This window comes from Streptomyces sp. NPDC056734 (assembly GCF_042790455.1).
Taxonomy (GTDB): domain Bacteria; phylum Actinomycetota; class Actinomycetes; order Streptomycetales; family Streptomycetaceae; genus Streptomyces.
Genome location: NZ_JBHTZD010000032.1, coordinates 67032 through 85619, shown reverse-complemented (window position 1 = coordinate 85619; position 18588 = coordinate 67032). Strand labels below are relative to the sequence as shown.

At 71.4% G+C, this 18588-nt stretch carries 17 protein-coding genes and 2 pseudogenes; 14 read left to right on the top strand and 5 right to left on the bottom strand.

The genetic code is table 11. The features are described 5' to 3' along the window. Positions 1 to 195 precede the first annotated feature (195 nt). Complete coding sequence (locus ACFRFC_RS34370; protein WP_382689043.1) at positions 196 to 549, top strand: histidine triad nucleotide-binding protein; 354 nt, start codon at positions 196 to 198, stop codon at positions 547 to 549. Between the two features lie 6 nt (positions 550 to 555). After that, complete coding sequence (locus ACFRFC_RS34365) at positions 556 to 1470, top strand: ribonuclease Z (RefSeq protein ID WP_382689046.1); 915 nt, start codon at positions 556 to 558, stop codon at positions 1468 to 1470. 71 nt (positions 1471 to 1541) lie between these two features. Here ACFRFC_RS34365 and ACFRFC_RS34360 read toward each other — a convergent pair whose 3' ends face one another. Continuing rightward, positions 1542 to 2768, bottom strand: a complete 1227-nt coding sequence (locus ACFRFC_RS34360; RefSeq protein ID WP_382689048.1) for an MFS transporter — start codon at positions 2766 to 2768, stop codon at positions 1542 to 1544. Positions 2769 to 3071: 303 nt separating this feature from the next. Here ACFRFC_RS34360 and ACFRFC_RS34355 point away from each other — a divergent pair, with 303 nt between their 5' ends. The 8 genes from ACFRFC_RS34355 (at position 3072) to era (ending at position 9811) form a co-directional block, all read left to right on the top strand. Further along, positions 3072 to 4190 carry a carbohydrate kinase family protein gene (locus tag ACFRFC_RS34355; protein WP_382689050.1) on the top strand — a complete coding sequence of 373 codons (1119 nt, stop codon included), beginning with the start codon at positions 3072 to 3074 and terminating at the stop codon, positions 4188 to 4190. 199 nt (positions 4191 to 4389) lie between these two features. Beyond that, positions 4390 to 5466 (top strand): PhoH family protein, encoded by a 1077-nt coding sequence (locus tag ACFRFC_RS34350; RefSeq protein WP_382689052.1) that lies wholly within the window; start codon positions 4390 to 4392, stop codon positions 5464 to 5466. 11 nt (positions 5467 to 5477) lie between these two features. Further along, the gene (ybeY, locus tag ACFRFC_RS34345) at positions 5478 to 5975 is read left to right on the top strand and encodes an rRNA maturation RNase YbeY (RefSeq protein ID WP_382689054.1); all 498 of its coding nucleotides are present in this window, start codon (positions 5478 to 5480) and stop codon (positions 5973 to 5975) included. Further along, positions 5972 to 7291: a hemolysin family protein gene (locus tag ACFRFC_RS34340; protein WP_382689056.1), complete on the top strand. Its 1320-nt coding sequence runs from the start codon at positions 5972 to 5974 to the stop codon at positions 7289 to 7291. The genes ybeY and ACFRFC_RS34340 overlap by 4 nt, the downstream gene beginning before the upstream one ends. Continuing rightward, complete coding sequence (locus ACFRFC_RS34335) at positions 7288 to 7644, top strand: MmcQ/YjbR family DNA-binding protein (protein ID WP_382689059.1); 357 nt, start codon at positions 7288 to 7290, stop codon at positions 7642 to 7644. Before ACFRFC_RS34340 ends, ACFRFC_RS34335 begins: the two co-directional genes overlap by 4 nt. A 34-nt stretch (positions 7645 to 7678) precedes the next feature. Next, positions 7679 to 8032: a cytidine deaminase gene (locus ACFRFC_RS34330; protein WP_382689061.1), complete on the top strand. Its 354-nt coding sequence runs from the start codon at positions 7679 to 7681 to the stop codon at positions 8030 to 8032. 225 nt (positions 8033 to 8257) lie between these two features. Next, positions 8258 to 8755 carry a hypothetical protein gene (locus tag ACFRFC_RS34325; RefSeq protein ID WP_382689064.1) on the top strand — a complete coding sequence of 166 codons (498 nt, stop codon included), beginning with the start codon at positions 8258 to 8260 and terminating at the stop codon, positions 8753 to 8755. A 105-nt stretch (positions 8756 to 8860) separates the two neighbouring features. Further along, positions 8861 to 9811: a GTPase Era gene (era, locus tag ACFRFC_RS34320; RefSeq protein ID WP_382689066.1), complete on the top strand. Its 951-nt coding sequence runs from the start codon at positions 8861 to 8863 to the stop codon at positions 9809 to 9811. Between the two features lie 76 nt (positions 9812 to 9887). Here the strand turns inward: era and ACFRFC_RS34315 are convergent. Beyond that, positions 9888 to 10247, bottom strand: a pseudogene (locus ACFRFC_RS34315) (transcriptional regulator); the annotation flags it as partial. A gap of 30 nt (positions 10248 to 10277) precedes the next feature. Here ACFRFC_RS34315 and ACFRFC_RS34310 point away from each other — a divergent pair. Continuing rightward, positions 10278 to 10382, top strand: a pseudogene (locus ACFRFC_RS34310) (NAD(P)-dependent oxidoreductase); the annotation flags it as partial. Positions 10383 to 10409: 27 nt separating this feature from the next. On the opposite strand, the gene ACFRFC_RS34305 reads toward ACFRFC_RS34310, so the two are convergent. The 3 genes from ACFRFC_RS34305 to ACFRFC_RS34295 all read right to left on the bottom strand — a co-directional run bounded on the left by ACFRFC_RS34305 (position 10410) and on the right by ACFRFC_RS34295 (position 13196). Continuing rightward, positions 10410 to 11756 carry a GH1 family beta-glucosidase gene (locus tag ACFRFC_RS34305; RefSeq protein ID WP_382689069.1) on the bottom strand — a complete coding sequence of 449 codons (1347 nt, stop codon included), beginning with the start codon at positions 11754 to 11756 and terminating at the stop codon, positions 10410 to 10412. A gap of 81 nt (positions 11757 to 11837) precedes the next feature. Next, complete coding sequence (locus ACFRFC_RS34300) at positions 11838 to 12104, bottom strand: protealysin inhibitor emfourin (protein WP_382689071.1); 267 nt, start codon at positions 12102 to 12104, stop codon at positions 11838 to 11840. A gap of 21 nt (positions 12105 to 12125) precedes the next feature. Further along, a complete protein-coding gene (locus ACFRFC_RS34295; protein ID WP_382689073.1) occupies positions 12126 to 13196 on the bottom strand; it encodes a M4 family metallopeptidase in 1071 nt (356 codons plus the stop codon). A 396-nt stretch (positions 13197 to 13592) separates the two neighbouring features. On the opposite strand from ACFRFC_RS34295, the gene leuA reads away from it, so the two are divergent. The 3 genes from leuA to ACFRFC_RS34280 all read left to right on the top strand — a co-directional run bounded on the left by leuA (position 13593) and on the right by ACFRFC_RS34280 (position 18553). Then, positions 13593 to 15314, top strand: a complete 1722-nt coding sequence (leuA, locus tag ACFRFC_RS34290) for a 2-isopropylmalate synthase (RefSeq protein ID WP_382689076.1) — start codon at positions 13593 to 13595, stop codon at positions 15312 to 15314. A 183-nt stretch (positions 15315 to 15497) separates the two neighbouring features. Further along, entirely contained in the window at positions 15498 to 16184 is a 687-nt protein-coding gene (locus ACFRFC_RS34285; RefSeq protein WP_382689079.1) for a TerB family tellurite resistance protein, read from the top strand. 278 nt (positions 16185 to 16462) lie between these two features. Next, positions 16463 to 18553 (top strand): MMPL family transporter, encoded by a 2091-nt coding sequence (locus tag ACFRFC_RS34280; RefSeq protein ID WP_382689082.1) that lies wholly within the window; start codon positions 16463 to 16465, stop codon positions 18551 to 18553. Positions 18554 to 18588: the final 35 nt, after the last annotated feature.

The following is an 18588-nucleotide window of genomic DNA, read 5'->3' as shown; positions in this document are numbered from 1 at the left end:
GCGGGGAACTGCGCGACCAGCCCCCACCGGCGGAAACCCGGCAACGAAACGCCACACCTCGCAAGCGGCGCCACCGCTCACGCAGGCCAGCGGCACCCCCCCCAGGGGCGCGGGGAACTGCGCGACCAGCCCCCACCGGCCGGAAACCCGACGACGATACGATGCACGTCGTACCCCACAACCCCCGGAGGGACCATGGCTGGGGAGCCCCAGGCCGACTGTCTGTTCTGCAAGATCGCCGAGGGTCAGATCCCGGCGACGATCGTGCGGGAGACGGAGACCACCGTCGCCTTCCGCGACATCAACCCCCAGGCGCCCACCCACGTCCTGGTGATCCCGAAGGCCCACTACGCCGACGCCGCCGACCTGGCCGCCGCCGAACCCCAGATCGCGGCGGACGTCCTGCGCGAGTCCCGGGCCGTCGCCGACCAGGACCACCTGGAGAGCTACCGCGTCGTCTTCAACACCGGCGGCGGCGCCGGCCAGACCGTCTTCCACGCGCACGCCCACGTCCTCGGCGGCCGCGGCATGCAGTGGCCCCCGGGATAGCGCTCGGTGTCCGTCCGTGAACTGGTGGTGCTCGGCACCGCGAGCCAGGTGCCGACCCGCCACCGCAACCACAACGGCTACTTCCTGCGCTGGGACGGCGAAGGCATCCTCTTCGACCCCGGCGAGGGCACCCAGCGCCAGATGCTCCGCGCCGGGGTCGCCGCCCACGACCTGAACCGGATCTGCGTCACCCACTTCCACGGCGACCACAGCCTCGGCCTCGCCGGAGTCATCCAGCGCATCAACCTCGACCAGGTGCCGCACGAGGTCACCGCCCACTTCCCCCGCTCCGGACGGCACTTCTTCGAGCGGCTCCGCCACGCCACCGCCTACCGCGAGACCGTGCCGCTCACCGAGGCGCCGGTCGACACCGACGGCGACCTCGCGGTGACCGCCTCGTACACCCTCCAGGCCCGTCGCCTCTCCCACCCCGTCGAGTCGTACGGCTACCGGCTGGTCGAGCCCGACGGACGCCGGATGCTGCCCGAGCGGCTCGCCGCGCACGGCATCACCGGACCGGACGTGGGCCGGATCCAGCGCGAGGGATCGCTCGGCGGCATCCGGCTGGACCAGGTCAGCGAGGTGCGGCGCGGGCAGCGGTTCGCGTTCGTCATGGACACCCGCCTCTGCGACGGCGTCCACGCCCTCGCCGAGGGCTGCGACCTGCTCGTCATCGAGTCCACCTTCCTCGACGCCGACGAACGGCTCGCCGTCGAGCACGGCCACCTGACCGCCGGACAGGCCGCCCGCGTGGCCCGCGACGGCGGCGTACGGCACCTGGTCCTCACCCACTTCAGCCAGCGCTACAGCGAACCCGGTGACGTCGACGCCTTCGAACAGCAGGCGCGCGCCGCCGGGTTCGAGGGCGAACTGACCGTGGCGCACGACCTGCAACGCGTCCCCCTGCCCAAGCGGCGCTGACCCAAGCGGCGCTGACCCGCGCGGCGCTGACCCGCGCGGCGCTGACCCGCGCGGCGCTGACCCACCCGGCCTCAGCCGTTCGCCGAGTCCGCCGTCCCGTACGGCCGCCGGGCTCCGGGCACACCCGGACCGTCCACCGGGATCTCGGGGAGGTCGGCGGCGGCCTCCGGCCCCCGAGGGCGGCCCGGCCTCAGCGCCACCGCCGTCATCGGGACCGCCGTCAGCAGCAGCCCGGCCGCCAGGACCACCCCCATCGCCGGGAACCCCGCCCGCGCGGACAGCACACTGCCCACCAGCGGCCCCGCCGCCGTGCCCAGCGACAACGCCGAGCCGGCGAGCACCGCCCAGCGTCCGCGCGCGTCCAGCGAGGCGGCCAGGCCGATGACGTACGACAGGACCAGCGGGTGGACGGCGTTCCAGCCGATCTCGCCGGCGGCGAAGGCCGGCAGGTCCGTCGCGGCGGCGCTCAGCGCTATGCAGCCGGCGATCACGGCGCTGCCCGCGCCCACCGGCAGCGCGAGCCCGAGCCGCGGACCCAGCGCCCGCGCGGCGACCGCGCCGAGCAGCCCGGCACCCAGCGCCAGCGCGAAGACGACCCCGACGGTCGCTTCGTCCAACCGCGCCTGCACGACCCCGATCCGGCCACTGACCCCCCACAGACAGTTCTGCGCCATCGACCAGAACGGCAGCGCGACGGCCAGCAGCAGCCCCCACCGCAGCTGGGGAAGCGGCTCGCGCGGGGCCCGGGACGCGGACCCGCGCGTACGGTCCTGGAGGCGGCCGGTGAACGGCCACACCGCCAGCGCGGTGAGCGCCATCGCGCCGAACGGCAGGCCATGGCCGGGGCCCAGGTGCGGGACCGTCAGATGAACCGCGCCCGCGAGCGCGGACACCGACAGCAGCCCGAGCGTGGTCGCCCGCTGCGGTGCCCGCCGGGCGGCCATCCCGGTGGCGGCGACCGCCGTCGCCGTACCCGAACCGAGGCCGCCGAGCAGCGCGCCGAGGACGACGGCCGGTACGGAGGCGGTCAGCGCGGCCCCGCCGTAGCCGAGGGCGGCCAGCGCCAGCCCGGTGCGGGCGAGTGTCCGGGCGCCGATCCGGTCGACCCGGGACGCGAGCACGAACCCCGCCGACGCCGAACTCAGCAGCAGCACACTGCCGATGGCACCGGCCTGGGGCGCGGACACGCCCAGCCGGGAGTCGAGCCGGCCGACCAGCGTCGGCAGCAGATAGGGGGCCAGATGCCCGGCGGTGAACAGGGCGACGAGCGGCCGGGGCGGAGCGGGGCGGGCGGACACGGGCGGTCCCAGGGCATGCGAGGCGAGCGGCACAGGAAGGGGGTGGGTGGCGGCGGGCGGCGGGCGGCCCTTTTCGGCGGCCAGGGGCGCGCTGGCATATTCGTATCAAGCGGGCAATTTGTATCAACTGGGGGGAGGGTGGCGGGAGGGCCGAATGCGTGAATCGTGGCGGAATTCCGTTTGGGGGGAGAGGGTCCGGGTACAGGGCGGCCCCCTCGCGTGCGCGGTCGCCCGCCTGGTCAGCGGCCGTTGTCAGTGGCGTGGTGCACACTGACCAGATCCGCACCACGTCAGGGAGCGCAAGTGAAAGCCTCCAACGCCATCGCCCGAAAGGCGCCGCCGCACCGCCAGGTCGATCCACTGGCCGATCTCCGCCGGCCCGACGATCCGCCCTGGGACGTCTATCTCACCGGCACGGTCTTCCTCGACATCATCTTCACCGGCCTCGAATCCGCGCCGGTGCGCGGGACCGAGTCATGGGCGCGGGGCATGGGATCGAGCCCCGGCGGCGTCGCCAACATGGCCACCGCCCTCGCCCGCCTCGGTATGCGCACCTCCCTCGCCGCCGCCTTCGGCGACGACCACTACGGGGAGTACTGCTGGGACGCCCTGGAGACCGGCGAGGGCATCGACCTCACCCCCTCGCGCACGGTCCCCGGCTGGCACTCCCCGGTCACCGTCTCCATGGCCTACGACGACGAGCGCACCATGGTGTCCCACGGCCATGAACCACCCCCGGAGGAACCCGCCCCCGACCGACCGCCGCACGCGCGGGCCGCCGTCGCCGCGCTCACCCCCGGCCGCCGCGACCCCTGGATCGAACAGGCCGGCCGGGGCGGCACCCGGATCTTCGCCGACGTCGGCTGGGACGACACCGGCACCTGGGACCTGGCGGGCCTCGCCGACCTGGAGTTCTGCGAGGCGTTCCTGCCCAACGCGCAGGAGGCGATGCGCTACACCGGCACCGACTGCCCCCGCCGCGCCGCCCACGCCCTCGCCCGGTACGTACCGCTGGCGGTCGTCACCCTCGGTGCCGAGGGGGCGTACGCGGTCGACGGCCGCACCGGTGAGACCGCCGAGGTGCCCGCCATCGCCGTCGAGGCGCTGGACCCGACCGGCGCCGGGGATGTCTTCGTGGCCGGATTCGTCGCCGGTACCCTCGCCGACTGGCCGCTCGCCGACCGGCTCGCCTTCGCCGGGCTCACCGCCGCGCTGTCGGTCCAGGAGTTCGGCGGCTCGCTCTCCGCCCCCGGCTGGTCGGAGATCGGCGCCTGGTGGCGCAAGGTGCAGTCACTGCCGGGCCAGGACCCGACGGCCCTGAGACGGTACGCGTTCCTGGACGGCCTGGTCCCCGGCGAGCGCGCCAGACCCTGGCCCCTGCGCCGAGCGGTCCCCACGATCGGCTTCGGCCGCACGGTATGAGCCCGCACGGCAGGAGCCCGCTCGGTAGGGGACCGTCCGGCATGAGCCCGTCCGGCATGAGCCCGTCCGGCCGTTCGCCACATCCCCCGCGAAAAGCCCTACGGCGATGTCAGCCCCCCGTCGTACCCTGGGAAACGCGAGGCCGCCCTCAGCCACGCGGCCGTATCAAGGAGGAAAAGCAGGCGATCTGCGCCGGCCCATGACTCAGACACCCACAGCTCATACCCCTGCGCAGGGGCACGCGAGCGCACAGATCACCGTCCCCGCCCAGCACTCCATGGTCACCCTCCTGGGGTCCGGCGACTCCCTTCTGCGTGTGATCGAGAAGGCCTTCCCGGCGGCCGACATCCATGTCCGGGGCAATGAGATCAGCGCGACCGGCGACCCGGCACAGGTCACCATGGTCCAGCGCGTGTTCGACGAGATGATGCTGGTGCTCCGCACCGGGCAGCCGATGACGGAGGACGCAGTGGAACGCTCGATCGCCATGCTCAAGGCGAGCGAGAACGGGGAGAGCGACGGGGCCGAGACCCCGGCGCAGGTGCTGACACAGAACATCCTGTCCTCGCGAGGCCGCACGATCCGCCCCAAGACCCTCAACCAGAAGCGGTACGTCGACGCGATCGACCACCACACCATCGTCTTCGGCATCGGCCCCGCCGGTACCGGCAAGACGTATCTGGCGATGGCCAAGGCGGTCCAGGCCCTCCAGTCCAAGCAGGTCAACCGCATCATCCTGACCCGCCCCGCGGTGGAGGCGGGCGAGCGCCTCGGCTTCCTCCCCGGCACCCTCTACGAAAAGATCGACCCCTACCTGCGCCCGCTCTACGACGCCCTGCACGACATGATCGACCCGGACTCCATCCCCAAACTGATGGCCGCGGGCACGATCGAGGTGGCGCCGCTGGCGTATATGAGGGGCAGGAGCCTGAATGACGCCTTCATCATCCTGGACGAGGCGCAGAACACCAGCCCCGAGCAGATGAAGATGTTCCTCACGCGGCTCGGTTTCGAGTCGAAGATCGTGATCACGGGGGATGTGACGCAGGTCGATCTGCCCAAGGGGACCAAGTCGGGGCTGCGGCAGGTGCAGGAGATCCTGGAAGGGGTGCCGGACGTGCACTTCTCCCGACTGTCGTCGCACGACGTCGTCCGGCACAAGCTGGTGGGCCGTATCGTCGACGCGTACGAGGAGTACGACAGCAAGAACGGCACGGAGAACGGCATGCAGCAGGGCCGTGGCAAGTCCGGTGCCAAGGGCTCTCAGGGGAAGTAGACCAGCAGCAGATGTCGATCGACGTCAACAACGAGTCCGGGACCGAGGTCGACGAGCAGGCGGTCCTCGACATCGCCCGCTACGCGCTCGCGCGGATGCGTATCCACCCGCTCTCCGAACTCTCGGTGATCGTCGTGGACGCCGACGCCATGGAGCAGCTGCACATCCAGTGGATGGATCTGCCGGGGCCGACGGATGTGATGTCCTTCCCGATGGATGAGCTGCGGCCGCCCTCGAAGGATGACGAGGAGCCCCCGCCGGGGCTGCTCGGGGACATCGTGCTGTGCCCGGAGGTCGCCGCCAGGCAGGGGGCGGAAGCGGACACGCAGCACTCCATGGACGAGGAGCTTCAGCTGCTCACCGTGCACGGAGTGCTGCATCTGCTGGGGTACGACCATGAGGAGCCGGACGAGAAGGCCGAGATGTTCGGGCTTCAGGCGGCCATCGTGGACGGCTGGCGTGCGGAGCAGGGCCTGACCGGTCCGTCCCCCGCCCCGACCGTGTCATGAGCATCCCCCTGATCACCGGCGCGGTCGCGCTGGTCGTCGTGGCCTGGCTCGCCGCCTGCGCGGAGGCGGGCCTGGCGCGCGTCTCCAGCTTCCGCGCGGAGGAATCCGTACGGTCCGGGCGGCGCGGCAGTGCCAAGCTGGCGCAGGTCGCCGCCGACCCCACCCGGTATCTGAATGTGGCGCTGCTGGTGCGGGTGGCCTGCGAGATGGCCGCCGCCGCGCTGGTGACGTACGCGTGTCTGAAGGAGTTCTCGGCCACCTGGGAGGCGCTGCTCGTCGCCATCGGGGTCATGGTGCTGGTGTCGTATGTCGCGGTCGGGGTGTCGCCTCGCACCATCGGGCGGCAGCATCCGCTGAACACCGCGACCGCCGCCGCGTATGTGCTGCTGCCGCTCGCGCGGATCATGGGCCCGATCCCCTCCCTGCTGATCCTGATCGGCAACGCGCTCACCCCGGGCAAGGGCTTCCGGCGTGGTCCGTTCGCGTCCGAGGCGGAGCTGCGGGCGCTGGTGGATCTCGCCGAGCAGGAGTCGCTGATCGAGGACGACGAGCGCCGGATGGTGCACTCGGTGTTCGAGCTGGGCGACACGCTGGTGCGTGAGGTGATGGTCCCGCGCACCGACCTGGTGGTGATCGAGCGTTACAAGACCATCCGCCAGGCCCTCACCCTCGCCCTGCGCTCCGGTTTCTCGCGGATCCCGGTGACCGGGGAGAGCGAGGACGACATCGTCGGGATCGTGTATCTGAAGGATCTCGCCCGCAAGACCCACATCAGCCGGGACGCCGAGTCCGAGCTGGTGTCGACGGCGATGCGCCCCGCGTTCTTCGTGCCGGACACCAAGAACGCCGGTGATCTGCTGCGCGAGATGCAGAAGGAGCGCAATCACGTCGCCGTGGTGATCGACGAGTACGGCGGCACGGCCGGGATCGTCACCATCGAGGACATCCTGGAGGAGATCGTCGGCGAGATCACCGATGAGTACGACCGTGAGCTGCCGCCCGTGCAGGAGCTGGGCGCGGGCCGTCACCGGGTCACCGCCCGGCTCGACATCGGCGATCTGGGCGAGCTGTACGGGCTGGAGGCGTACGACGACGAGGACGTGGAGACGGTCGGCGGACTGCTCGCCAAGTGTCTGGGGCGGGTGCCGATCGCCGGTGCCACCGCGGTGGTCGACCTGCCCGACGGGCGCTCGCTGCGGCTGACGGCGGAGGCCCCGGCCGGGCGCCGCAACAAGATCGTGACGGTCCTCGTGGAGCCGGTGGAGGCGGCGGGATCGGCGGGGGCTGTGAAGTCGCCGCATCGGGAGGAAGCGTGACCCCTCAGGAGCTGCGTGAGCTGTGTCTGTCGTTCAACGCGGCCGTGGAGGACTTTCCGTTCGGGTCCGAACTCTCGGTCTTCCGGGTCCTGGGCAAGCTCTTCGCGCTCAGCTCTCTGGACGCCGAGCCGCTGAAGGTCAACCTCAAGTGCGACCCACAGGACGCGGTGCGGCTGCGCGCCGAGCATCCCGGGCTGATCGTCCCCGGCTGGCACATGAACAAGCGGCACTGGAACACGGTGACGGTCGGCGATCTGCCGGGCACGCTGGTCAAAGAGCTGGTGGAGGACTCGTACGACCTGGTGGTGGCGGGTCTGCCGCGGGCCGAGCGGCTGCGGCTGGACCGCCGGTGACGGGCGGGCACGCTCGCTTCGTATGCTTCGGGGCATGACCGACAGCAGCGCGCTCGACGCCGAGGACCGCAAGATCGTCACCCTGGCCCGTTCCGCTCGGGCCCGCAACGGAGTGCCCGAGGGGGCCGCCGTGCGGGACGAGACCGGGCGGACGTATGTCGCCGGGACGGTGGCGCTCACGTCGCTGCGGCTCAGCGCGGTGCAGACGGCGGTGGCGATGGCGGTGGCGTCCGGGGCGCGGTCGCTGGAGGCGGCGGCCGTGGTGAGCGAGGCCGCGGAGGTGACGGCCGGGGATCTGGCGGCCGTACGGGATCTGGGCGGGGCCGGGACGCCGGTGTTCCTGGCGGGGCCGGACGGAGAGGTGCGGCTGAGGGTCGGCGCCGAGTAGGCACCCGGTCACTCGGCTGCCCGTTCACTCGGTCACCCGTCCATCCCTTCAATTTACCGGCGGTAACATGGCCGGTTCTCGCCCTCACCGCGGTCCGTCGCTCCGGTATCAATAAAAGCGCTAGTTCCGACGGACCGTCAGATCCGCAGCTCGTCAGTGCGTGGCGTGCCGTCTCCCGTACACCCCCACATGGCATCCCCCACACGGGAAGGGAACCGCATCCCCATGACACGCAAGCGGACAGGGACACTCAGGCGGACCGCCACCGGCGCGGCCCTCACGGCCGTCGCCCTCGCGGTCACCGGGCTCGCCCTGGCACCCACGGCGCTCGCCGTCACCCCCGCCACCGCCACCATCAACGCCGACTGCGGCGGCCTCGGCACCGGCGCCGCCACCCTCACGGCCACCCAGAACGGCACGGCGGCGACCGTCACCCTCACCTCCACCGCGATCACCGCCCCGGTCGCCCTCGGCGCCGACTCCATCGTCTCCTCCCTCACCCTGGTGAAGGCGGGCGGCGCCACCGTCACCTTCTCCGGCACCGAGAACCCGGCCATGAACACCGGTGACCCGGTCACCATCGGCCCGCTGAGCGGCACGGTGGCCTCCGGCGACAGCCTGGAGGCGTTCGGCGGCCAGCTGAAGATGACCATCTGGGGCTTCATCAACCTCACCTGTACGGCGACCGCGCCGCAGTCGCCGGGGCCGTTCGTGTTCGACTGATCCGGCCGCTGCGGCTGATCCCGGCCGCACGCCGTACGGGAGTGGGTCCGCGCCCGGGCCCACTCCCGTACGGCACCGCCTTGTGGATCAGGGAGAATGGGCCCCATGAGCGTTCGAACCCCGTCCTCCGAGCCGTCAAAGGCGCCGCACCGCGCCGGCTTCGCCTGTTTCGTGGGCCGCCCCAACGCGGGCAAGTCCACCCTCACGAACGCTCTGGTCGGGCGGAAGGTGGCGATCACCGCGGACCAGCCGCAGACCACCCGGCACACCGTCCGGGGCATCGTGCACCGCCCCGACGCCCAGCTGATCCTGGTGGACACCCCCGGCCTGCACAAGCCGCGCACGCTGCTCGGCGAGCGGCTCAACGACGTGGTCCGCGCCACCTGGGCCGAGGTCGACGTGATCGGCTTCTGCCTCCCGGCGAACGAGAAGATCGGCCCCGGCGACCGGTTCATCGCCAAGGAGCTGGCCGGGATCCGCAAGACCCCCAAGGTCGCCGTCGTCACCAAGACCGACCTGGTCGACTCCAAGACCCTCGCCGAGCGGCTCATCGCCATCGACCAGCTCGGCAAGGAGCTGGGCTTCGAGTGGGCCGAGATCGTGCCGGTGTCGGCGGTCTCCGGCAAGCAGGTCGACCTGCTCGCCGATCTGCTGGTCCCGCTGCTCCCCGAGGGCCCGCACCTCTACCCGGACGGCGAGCTGACCGACGAGCCCGAGCAGGTGATGATCGCCGAGCTGATCCGGGAGGCGGCCCTGGAGGGCGTACGCGACGAGCTGCCGCACTCCATCGCCGTGGTGGTCGAGGAGATGCTGCCGCGTCCCGACCGCCCCGCCGACCGGCCGCTGCTCGACATCCACGCCTACCTCTACATCGAGCGGCCCAGCCAGAAGGGGATCGTCATCGGCCCCAAGGGCAAGCGGCTCAAGGACGTCGGGATCAAGTCACGCAAGCAGATCGAGGCGCTGCTGGGGACGCCGGTCTTCCTGGATCTGCATGTGAAGGTGGCGAAGGACTGGCAGCGGGACCCCAAGCAGCTGCGGAAGCTGGGGTTCTGACGGCTGTGCCCGCGCCGGGTGCGGGTGGCTGCCCGTGCCCGCGCGGCGGAGCCGCAGCCTGAGGCGGGGTTCGGGCTCAGGCCGGTGACAGGTCCTGGGTGCCCACCACCCGCAGGAGCCTGAGGCGTTCATGGCTCTGGGTCCCCGGGCGGGCCGTGTGGATGACCAGCAGATGGCGGTGCTGGTGGCTCAGCAGGACCTCGCAGTCCAGCTCCAGCAGGCCCACCACCGGGTGCAGGAAGCGTTTCGTGGCGCGGTTGCGCCGCGAGACCTCGTGCTCGGTCCACAGCCGGGCGAACTCCTCGCTGGTTGAGCGGAGTTCGGCCACCAGGGCGGCCGGTTCCGGGTCGTCGGGACGGGCCGCGGACACCGCGCGCAGGGTCGCCACATGGCTGCGGGCCATGGCCGGGTGGTCCTCGGGCGGGAAGAGCGCGAGCGAGCCGGGGTTGAACTCGCTGCCCGCACCGACCCCTGGTCCGGCGTCATGTCCACCGAACGGATCCGCCGCGAACTGGGCTTCCGCCCGCTCTTCCCGAGCGTGTGGAACGCGCGGGACGCCGGGGCCCTGTGAGGCGGGCCCGGTGACGCGGCCGGGTCGTCACCGCTGGGCGCGCAGCAGCTCCCGGTACCAGCCGTAGGACGCCTTGGGGGTGCGTTTCTGCGTCGCGTGGTCCACGTGCACCAGCCCGAAGCGCCGCGCGTACCCCTGTGCCCACTCGAAATTGTCGAGCAGTGACCACACGAAGTAGCCGCGTACGTCGACCCCCGCCTCGATCGCCCGGTGCAGGGCGCGGATATGGCCGTCCAGGTAGCCGATCCGGTCCTGGTCGTCGAGGCCGTCGTAGGAGCAGCCGTTCTCGGTGATGACGATCGGCGGGAGCCGGTCGCCGTAGCGGTCGCGGAAGCCGGTCAGCAGCTCGGTCAGGCCGTCCGGGAGCACCGGCCAGCCGAAGTCGGTCACCGGGACGCCCTCGATCTCCCGTACCGAGAAAGGCAGTTCGGCCGGCATCCGCACCCCGCCGAAGTCGATCTCGGTGCCCTGCGGGGCGCCCACCCGGGTCGGCGCGTAGTAGTTGACGCCGTAGAAGTCGAGCGGCGCGGAGATCGTCTTCAGGTCGGCCGCGAGATCGTCGGACGGCATCAGCTCGCCCAGCCCGGACGGGTAGGCGCCCAGCAGCAGCGGTTCGGCGAACAGCCGGTTGAGCAGGACGTCGTAGAAATCGGCCGCCGCCACGTCCGCGCTGTCGCTGGAGGCGGGCCAGGTCGGGCCGTGCGAGTTGGCGATCCCGATGTCCGTGGCCCCGGCGGCGCGCAGCACCGGAACGGCCAGACCGTGGGCGAGCAGCTGGTGGTGGGCCACCGGCAGCGCGTCGAACAGCAGCTGCTTCCCGGGCGCGTGCAGGCCCAGGGCATGGCCCAGCAGGGTGTGTTCGGCAGGCTCGTTGAGGGTGATCCACCGCGTCACCCGGTCACCGAGCCGCCCGGCGACCACCGCCACATGGTCGGCGAACCGGGCGGCCGTGTCCCGCTCCCGCCAGTCGAGGCCGAGCGGCAGATCCCAGTGGAAGAGGGTCGCCACCGGGCGGACGCCCGCCGCGCACAGGGCGTCCACCAGCCGGTCGTAGAAGTCCAGCCCGCCGGGGGAGTTCACCCGGGGCCAGGAGAGGGAGAAGCGGTACGCGTCCACGCCCAGCCCGGCCAGCAGCGCCACGTCCTGCTCGTAGCGGTGGTAGTGGTCGCAGGCCACGGCGGCGGTCGAGCCGTCCTTCACCCGGCCGGGCTCGGCGGTGAAGGTGTCCCACACCGACGGTTCCCGCTCGTCCGCCGCGCCCTCGATCTGATGGGCGGAGGTCGACACCCCCCAGAGGAACCCGTCCGGGAACCGGGGAACGGGGTCGCTCGCAGGGGGTGTCGCCGTCTTCGCGCGTGGGTCGGTCGTCGCCATGCGCGGATCATCCGTACCAGGGGTAACGGAAGTCAACGGGCGGGTGGGAAAAGGCGGTTGCCCGCGCGGGGCCGGCGCGGGCTACGCGCCTTCCTTGAGGACCCGTCTGATCAGCTCGCGCTGGTCGTCCGTGAGCCGGGGGTCCGCGCAGTACACCGTGGTGCCGTCCACCGTGATCTCGTAGCCGAAGCCGTCCGGCACCCCGGGTGGCGGGGTGCCCCGGCCGGCGGCGACCGCCCGCCCGGCCAGGGCCTGCCACTGAGCCGCATCGGGCCGCCCCGAGGTGTCCACCTCGGCGTGCCGCTCGATGCCGGCGAAACCTCCCGTGCGCCTCACCTGAATCCGCATGGGTCCCTGTCTAGTACGGAACTACGCCTCGCGCACCCCGACCTGTTCCCAAGCCTTCTGCACGGCCTGGAGTTCCTCGCCCGCGCCGAACCGGGTCTGCGCGGCGGTGACCGTCAGATCGGCGAAGTCCGCGAAACTGGCCTGCTCCGACAGTTCGCCGCCGGTCAGCACGTCGTACCAGACCTGTCCGGCCCGCTCCCAGGCGTGGCCGCCGAGTTCGGTGGCGGCGAGGTAGAACGCGTGGTTGGGGATGCCGGAGTTGATGTGCACGCCGCCGTTGTCCCGGCCGGTGCGCACGAAGTCGTCCATCGTCGCGGGCTGCGGGTCCTTGCCGAGGACATCGTCGTCGTACGCCGTGCCCGGGGCCTTCATCGAGCGCAGGGCCACGCCCGTGACGCGCGGGGCGAGCAGTCCGGCGCCGATCAGCCAGTCCGCCTGGTCGGCGGTCTGGCCGAGCGTGTACTGCTTGATGAGGGAGCCGAAGACATCGGAGAGCGACTCGTTGAGCGCGCCGGGCTGGCCGAAGTACGTGAGGTTCGCGGTGTACTGGGTGACGCCGTGGGCGAGTTCATGGCCGATGACGTCGATCGGGAGGGTGAAGTCGAGGAAGATCTCGCCGTCGCCGTCGCCGAACACCATCTGCTCGCCGTTCCAGAACGCGTTGTTGTAGTCCTGGTCGTAGTGGACCGTCGCGTCCAGCGGGAGGCCGTTCGCGTCGATCGAGTCGCGGGCGAAGGCCGAGAAGAACAGTTCGTAGGTGGCGCCGAGGCCCGCGTACGCGCGGTTGACGGTGGCGTCCTGGCCGGGGTCCGAGCCTTCGCCGCGGACCTTCTTGCCGGGCAGGGAGGTCTTGTGCTGGGCGTCGTAGATGGTGCGGTGGGGGGTGCCGGGGGCCGCCGCGGCGGGGGCGGCGACCGCGGGGGCGCCCAGGACGGTGGTCAGGCGGCGCTGGGTGCGCTCGAAGGCGTCGCGCTGGAGGGTGCGGCGCGCTGCGCCGGCCACCGCGGGTTCTTGGGCCTGGGCGAGCTTGTCCAGGGCGTGTGGGGGGATGATCGTGCAGAAGATGGGCTCGTGGGCCCCGTTGTTCTTCATGTGCGACACCTTTGCACTCCGTTTGGCCTGCGTCACTAGGGGTTACCGGGAATGGTGAAGTGTGGGTCGGTTTTCGGTTGGGGTGGTTGCGGTGTGTTACAGGGTGCGGGTTGTGGGGGGTTGCTCGCGCAGTTCCCCGCGCCCCTTCAGGGCGTTGCCCGCGGCCCTGTGAAGGAGTCGGCCTCCGGGGTCCTGCATAGGTGAGTCCTGGTTTCGGATGGTGATACACGGGGGCGTATGGGGTCTGTGTCGGTTACAGTGCTGGGCATCATGCGTTTTGGGCTGCTTCTTCTTAGCTGCCGCGGCGAGGGCCTGTAATCCAGGTCGACTCCCTCCCCGCGGCGCTTGGTGTTGCCGTCGGCCGTCCTTCCCGGACACCTGAGGAGCCCCCGCATCATGGCGAATCGCCAGCAGCCCAGTTCCATGCCGATCCACAAGTACGGCCGCTACGAGCAGGTCGACATCCCCGACCGCACCTGGCCCGGACAGCGCGTCACCGTCGCCCCCCGCTGGCTCTCCACCGACCTGCGCGACGGCAACCAGGCCCTGATCGACCCGATGTCCCCGGTACGCAAGCGGGCGATGTTCGATCTGCTGGTCAAGATGGGCTACAAGGAGATCGAGGTCGGGTTCCCCGCTTCCGGGCAGACCGACTTCGATTTCGTGCGCTCGATCATCGAGGACGAGGGTGCCATCCCCGAGGACGTGACGATCTCCGTCCTGACCCAGGCCCGTGAGGATCTGATCGAGCGGACCGTGGAGTCCCTGAAGGGCGCCCACCGCGCGACCCTGCATCTGTACAACGCCACCGCCCCCGTCTTCCGCCGGGTCGTCTTCCGGGGCTCCAGGGACGACATCAGGCAGATCGCCGTGGACGGGACGCGGCTGGTCATGGAGTACGCCGACAAGCTGCTGGGCCCGGAGACGACCTTCGGCTACCAGTACTCGCCGGAGATCTTCACCGACACCGAGCTGGACTTCGCGCTGGAGGTCTGCGAGGCGGTGATGGACGTCTGGCAGCCCGGTCCGGGCCGCGAGATCATCCTGAACCTGCCGGCCACCGTCGAGCGCTCCACGCCGTCCACCCACGCCGACCGGTTCGAGTGGATGGGCCGCCATCTGAGCCGCCGCGAGCATGTGTGCCTGTCGATCCACCCGCACAACGACCGGGGGACCGCCGTCGCCGCCGCCGAGCTGGCGCTGATGGCCGGGGCCGACCGGGTCGAGGGCTGTCTGTTCGGACAGGGCGAGCGCACCGGCAACGTCGACCTGGTCACCCTGGGCATGAACCTGTTCTCGCAGGGCGTCGACCCGCAGATCGACTTCTCCGACATCGACGAGATCCGTCGTACGTGGGAGTACTGCAACCAGATGGAGGTCCACCCGCGCCACCCCTACGTGGGCGACCTGGTCTACACGTCCTTCTCCGGCTCCCACCAGGACGCCATCAAGAAGGGCTTCGACGCCATGGAGGCCGACGCCGCGGCCCGGGGCACGACGGTCGACGACATCGAGTGGGCCGTGCCGTACCTGCCCATCGACCCCAAGGACGTCGGCCGCTCCTACGAGGCCGTGATCCGGGTGAACTCGCAGTCCGGCAAAGGCGGCCTGGCGTACGTCCTGAAGAACGAGCACAAGCTCGACCTGCCGCGCCGGATGCAGATCGAGTTCTCCAAGATCATCCAGGCCAAGACGGACGCCGAGGGCGGCGAGGTCACGCCGAGCGACATCTGGGCGATCTTCCAGGACGAGTACCTGCCCAACCCGGACAACCCCTGGGGCCGTGTCCAGGTGCGTACCGGCCAGTCCACCACCGACACCGACGGGGTGGACACGCTCACCGTGGAGGCCACCGTCGACGGCACGGACACCGTGCTGACCGGCTCCGGCAACGGTCCGATCTCGGCCTTCTTCGACGCCCTGCACTCCACCGGCGTTGACGTACGGCTGCTGGACTACCAGGAGCACACCATGAGCGAGGGCGCCTCCGCGCAGGCCGCCTCCTACATCGAGTGCGCGATCGGTGACCAGGTGCTGTGGGGCATCGGCATCGACCCGAACACCACCCGCGCCTCGCTGAAGGCGGTCGTCTCCGCCGTCAACCGGGCGGCTCGCTGACCGCCGGGACCGGGGGTTTGCGGATCCCGTCCACCGTCTTCGGTGGGCGGGATCCCGCCGTTTACCGGCCAACTCACGCCAAGGTCACGGAAAGGTCTCGTCCAAGGTACTGACTACGGCTCACCGATGTGGCTAACATCACGCAGGCGCGGCGATGTTGCCGTGGGGTTACGGAGGTGCGACGTGCTGCCAGGACGAGACGGTCGCGCGGCCAGGCATTCGCGCATTCTGGGCACCCGCACGGCGTGGACGGCCGTCGGCGACGGACAGTTCTTCTGCCCGGGCTGCGGCGGCGACCGCAATTTCCAGCGGCTGACCGGGCGGCGCCGGTTCACTCTGCTCGGGGTGCCGGTGCTGCCGCGCGGCGAGACCGGGCCCACCATCGAGTGCGCGGCCTGCCGGCGGCACTTCGGGACGGACGTTCTCGATCATCCGACCACCTCCCGGTTCTCGGCGATGCTGCGGGACGCCGTGCACACCGTCGCGCTGGCCGTGCTCGCCGCCGACGGGACCCGGGCGCGTGCGTCGCTGTCCACCGCCGCGGGGACCGTGCGGGCGGCCGGGTTCGACGACTGCACGGAGGACCAGCTCGATGCGCTGGTCGAGGCGCTCGCGGCGGATACGGGGCGGGTGTACGGGCGGCCCTGCGGGCCGGGGCTGGCCATAGAGCTGCATGAGGCGCTCGATCCGCTGGCGCCGCATCTCGCGCCTGCGGGGCGGGAGGGGATCTTGTTGCAGGGGGCGCGGATCGCTCTCGCGGATGGGCCCTATACGGCGGCTGAGCGGGAGGTGTTGGCCACGGTTGGCGCGGCGTTGACCATTACGGCGGATGAGGTTACGCGGCTGCTGGCTGCGGCGGCGGTGCCCTAGGTTTTGGGTGCGGGTGTGTTGTGGCTGGTCGCGCAGTTCCCCGCGCCCCTGGGGGTGGTGGTGCTTGGGTCTTGGGTGCGGGTGTGTCGTGGTTGCTCGCGCAGTTCCCCGCGCCCCTAAGAGACTAGGGCGTCGCCGTACTCCCCCGGGAGTAGTCGGGGGCCGTCGACGCCTGGCGTAGTACCGGGTGACTCGGTCTTTCGTGTGACGTAAACGTGCTGGCCTCCCGGAAAGGTGGGGACCGTCTCAGACAGTCCTACCGGAGGGAGGCCCTTCTTATGGGGGCCGCTACTGCATCGATACGGCGACGGCGGCGGGTCGTGCCCTGGGTGGTGCTCGGGTTGTGGATCGCCGTGATGGTGATCGCCTCGCCGTTCGCCTCGAAGCTGGGGGATGTGCAGCGGGACCGGGCCGTGGACTATCTGCCGAACAGCGCCGACTCCACGCAGGTCGCCAAGATCCAGGACCGGCTGCCCGGTGGTGAGACCAGTGAGATGGTCGTCGTCTATCACCGCGACGGCGGGCTGACCGGGGCGGACCGGGAGGAGGCGGCCCGGCAGATCCAGGAGATCAGCGGGGCGCACCCGCTGGTCGCCGAGCCGGTGGGGGTGGACTCCGCGGACGGCACCACCCTGATGTATCCCGTCGCCAGCAATGAACCGGGGCAGGACGAGGACGCCCGGGACGTGCTCGTCAACGAGGTGCGGGACGTGGCCCGGGGCGGGGACGGGCTGAGCGTCGAGGTCGGCGGTGAGGCCGCGCTGGCCACCGACGCCGGGGAGGTCTACAGCTCGCTCGACGGACCGCTGCTCTACACGACCGTCGCCGTCGTCGCCGTACTGCTGATCATCATCTACCGCAGTCCGTTCCTGTGGCTGGTGCCGCTCGTCGTCGCCGGGATCGCGGACTTTCTGTCGATGGGCGTGGCCTACGGGCTCAACCAGTGGTTCGGGACGTCGGTGTCCGGCCAGTCCTCCGGGATCATGACGATCCTGGTGTTCGGCGCCGGGACGGACTACGCGCTGCTGCTGGTCTCCCGCTACCGGGAGGAACTGCGCACGGTGGAGCGGCCCTACGACGCCATGGTCCGGGCGCTGCGCGGCTGCGGGCCCGCCGTGCTCGCCTCGTCCGGGACCGTCGCCGCCGGGCTGCTGTGCCTGCTCGCCGCCGATCTGAACTCCAGCCGGGGCATGGGCCCCTTCGGGACCGTCGGCGTGCTGTGCGCGCTGATCGCCATGCTGACCCTGCTGCCCGCCCTGCTGGTGCTGCTCGGCCGACGGGTGTTCTGGCCGCTGGTGCCGCGCTACGGCAGTGCGCCCAAGGCCCGCCGGTCGCTGTTCTCGGCGATGGGCGACTCGGCCGGGCGCCGGCCCCGGACCGTGCTGCTCGGCGGGGCCCTGCTGCTCGGGGCGCTGGCCCTGGGCACCCTGAATCTGCCCGGCGACCTCAAGCAGGAGGACTCCTTCACGAGCACGCCCGACGCGGTGGCCGCCATGCAGACGCTCGCCGCCGCGTACCCCGAGCGAAGCAGCCAGCCCATCACCGTCGTCACCCCCACCGACGGGGCGGACGCCGCGCTGGCCCAGGTGCGGGACACCGGCGGGGTGAGCAGCGCCGAACGCGGGCGCAGCGGCGACGGCTGGACCGAGATCACCGTGATGGCCGACGCGCCGCCGCAGTCCGCCCAGGAGACCCGGACCATCGAGGAACTCCGTGACCGGCTGGACGGCTCGTACGTCGGTGGGCCCAGCGCCGAACAACTCGATCTGAAGGACACCAACGCCCGGGACCAGACGATCGTCGTACCGCTGGTGCTGCTGTCCGTGCTGCTGATCCTGGTGGTGCTGCTGCGCAGCCTGGTCGCGCCGCTGCTGCTGGTCGCCGCCGTGGTCGCGGTGTGGGGGGCCTCGCTCGGCATCGGCGGACTGGTCTTCGGGCCGCTGTTCGGCTTCGAGGGGACCGATCCGGGGCTCGGGCTGCTGTCCTTCGTGTTCCTCGTCGCGCTCGGCGTGGACTACGGCATCTTCCTCATGCACCGGATGCGGGAGGAGGCCCTCAAGGGCGCCGAGCCGGTCCCCGCGGCGCTGACCGCGCTGCGCACCACCGGCGGTGTCATCGCCTCCGCCGGAATGGTGCTCGCCGCGACCTTCGCCGTGCTCATCACCATGCCGATGGTGGCGCTCGCCGAGCTGGGCTTCGTCATCGCGGTGGGCGTGCTGCTGGACACCTTCCTGGTCCGGACGTACCTGGTGACCAGCGCGAGCGTGGCGCTGCGCCGTGCGGTGTGGTGGCCGGGGCCGCTGTCCCGGGCCCCCGAGCGGCCGGTGCCGCCGAAGGAGACCGAGCCGGTGACCGCGGGTACCCGCTGACCCGGCAAAGAACCGGGCGCCCCCTCCCTCCCGGA

Excerpts from the sequence above, each read along its gene's own strand:
- ACFRFC_RS34370 (WP_382689043.1), top strand. The coding sequence starts at position 196 with ATGGCTGGGGAGCCCCAGGCCGACTGTCTGTTCTGCAAGATCGCCGAG.
- ACFRFC_RS34350 (WP_382689052.1), top strand. The coding sequence starts at position 4,390 with ATGACTCAGACACCCACAGCTCATACCCCTGCGCAGGGGCACGCGAGC.
- ybeY (WP_382689054.1), top strand. The coding sequence starts at position 5,478 with ATGTCGATCGACGTCAACAACGAGTCCGGGACCGAGGTCGACGAGCAG.
- ACFRFC_RS34340 (WP_382689056.1), top strand. The coding sequence starts at position 5,972 with ATGAGCATCCCCCTGATCACCGGCGCGGTCGCGCTGGTCGTCGTGGCC.
- ACFRFC_RS34330 (WP_382689061.1), top strand. The coding sequence starts at position 7,679 with ATGACCGACAGCAGCGCGCTCGACGCCGAGGACCGCAAGATCGTCACC.
- ACFRFC_RS34325 (WP_382689064.1), top strand. The coding sequence starts at position 8,258 with ATGACACGCAAGCGGACAGGGACACTCAGGCGGACCGCCACCGGCGCG.
- era (WP_382689066.1), top strand. The coding sequence starts at position 8,861 with ATGAGCGTTCGAACCCCGTCCTCCGAGCCGTCAAAGGCGCCGCACCGC.
- ACFRFC_RS34305 (WP_382689069.1), bottom strand. The coding sequence starts at position 11,756 with ATGGCGACGACCGACCCACGCGCGAAGACGGCGACACCCCCTGCGAGC.
- ACFRFC_RS34300 (WP_382689071.1), bottom strand. The coding sequence starts at position 12,104 with ATGCGGATTCAGGTGAGGCGCACGGGAGGTTTCGCCGGCATCGAGCGG.
- ACFRFC_RS34295 (WP_382689073.1), bottom strand. The coding sequence starts at position 13,196 with ATGAAGAACAACGGGGCCCACGAGCCCATCTTCTGCACGATCATCCCC.
- leuA (WP_382689076.1), top strand. The coding sequence starts at position 13,593 with ATGGCGAATCGCCAGCAGCCCAGTTCCATGCCGATCCACAAGTACGGC.
- ACFRFC_RS34280 (WP_382689082.1), top strand. The coding sequence starts at position 16,463 with ATGGGGGCCGCTACTGCATCGATACGGCGACGGCGGCGGGTCGTGCCC.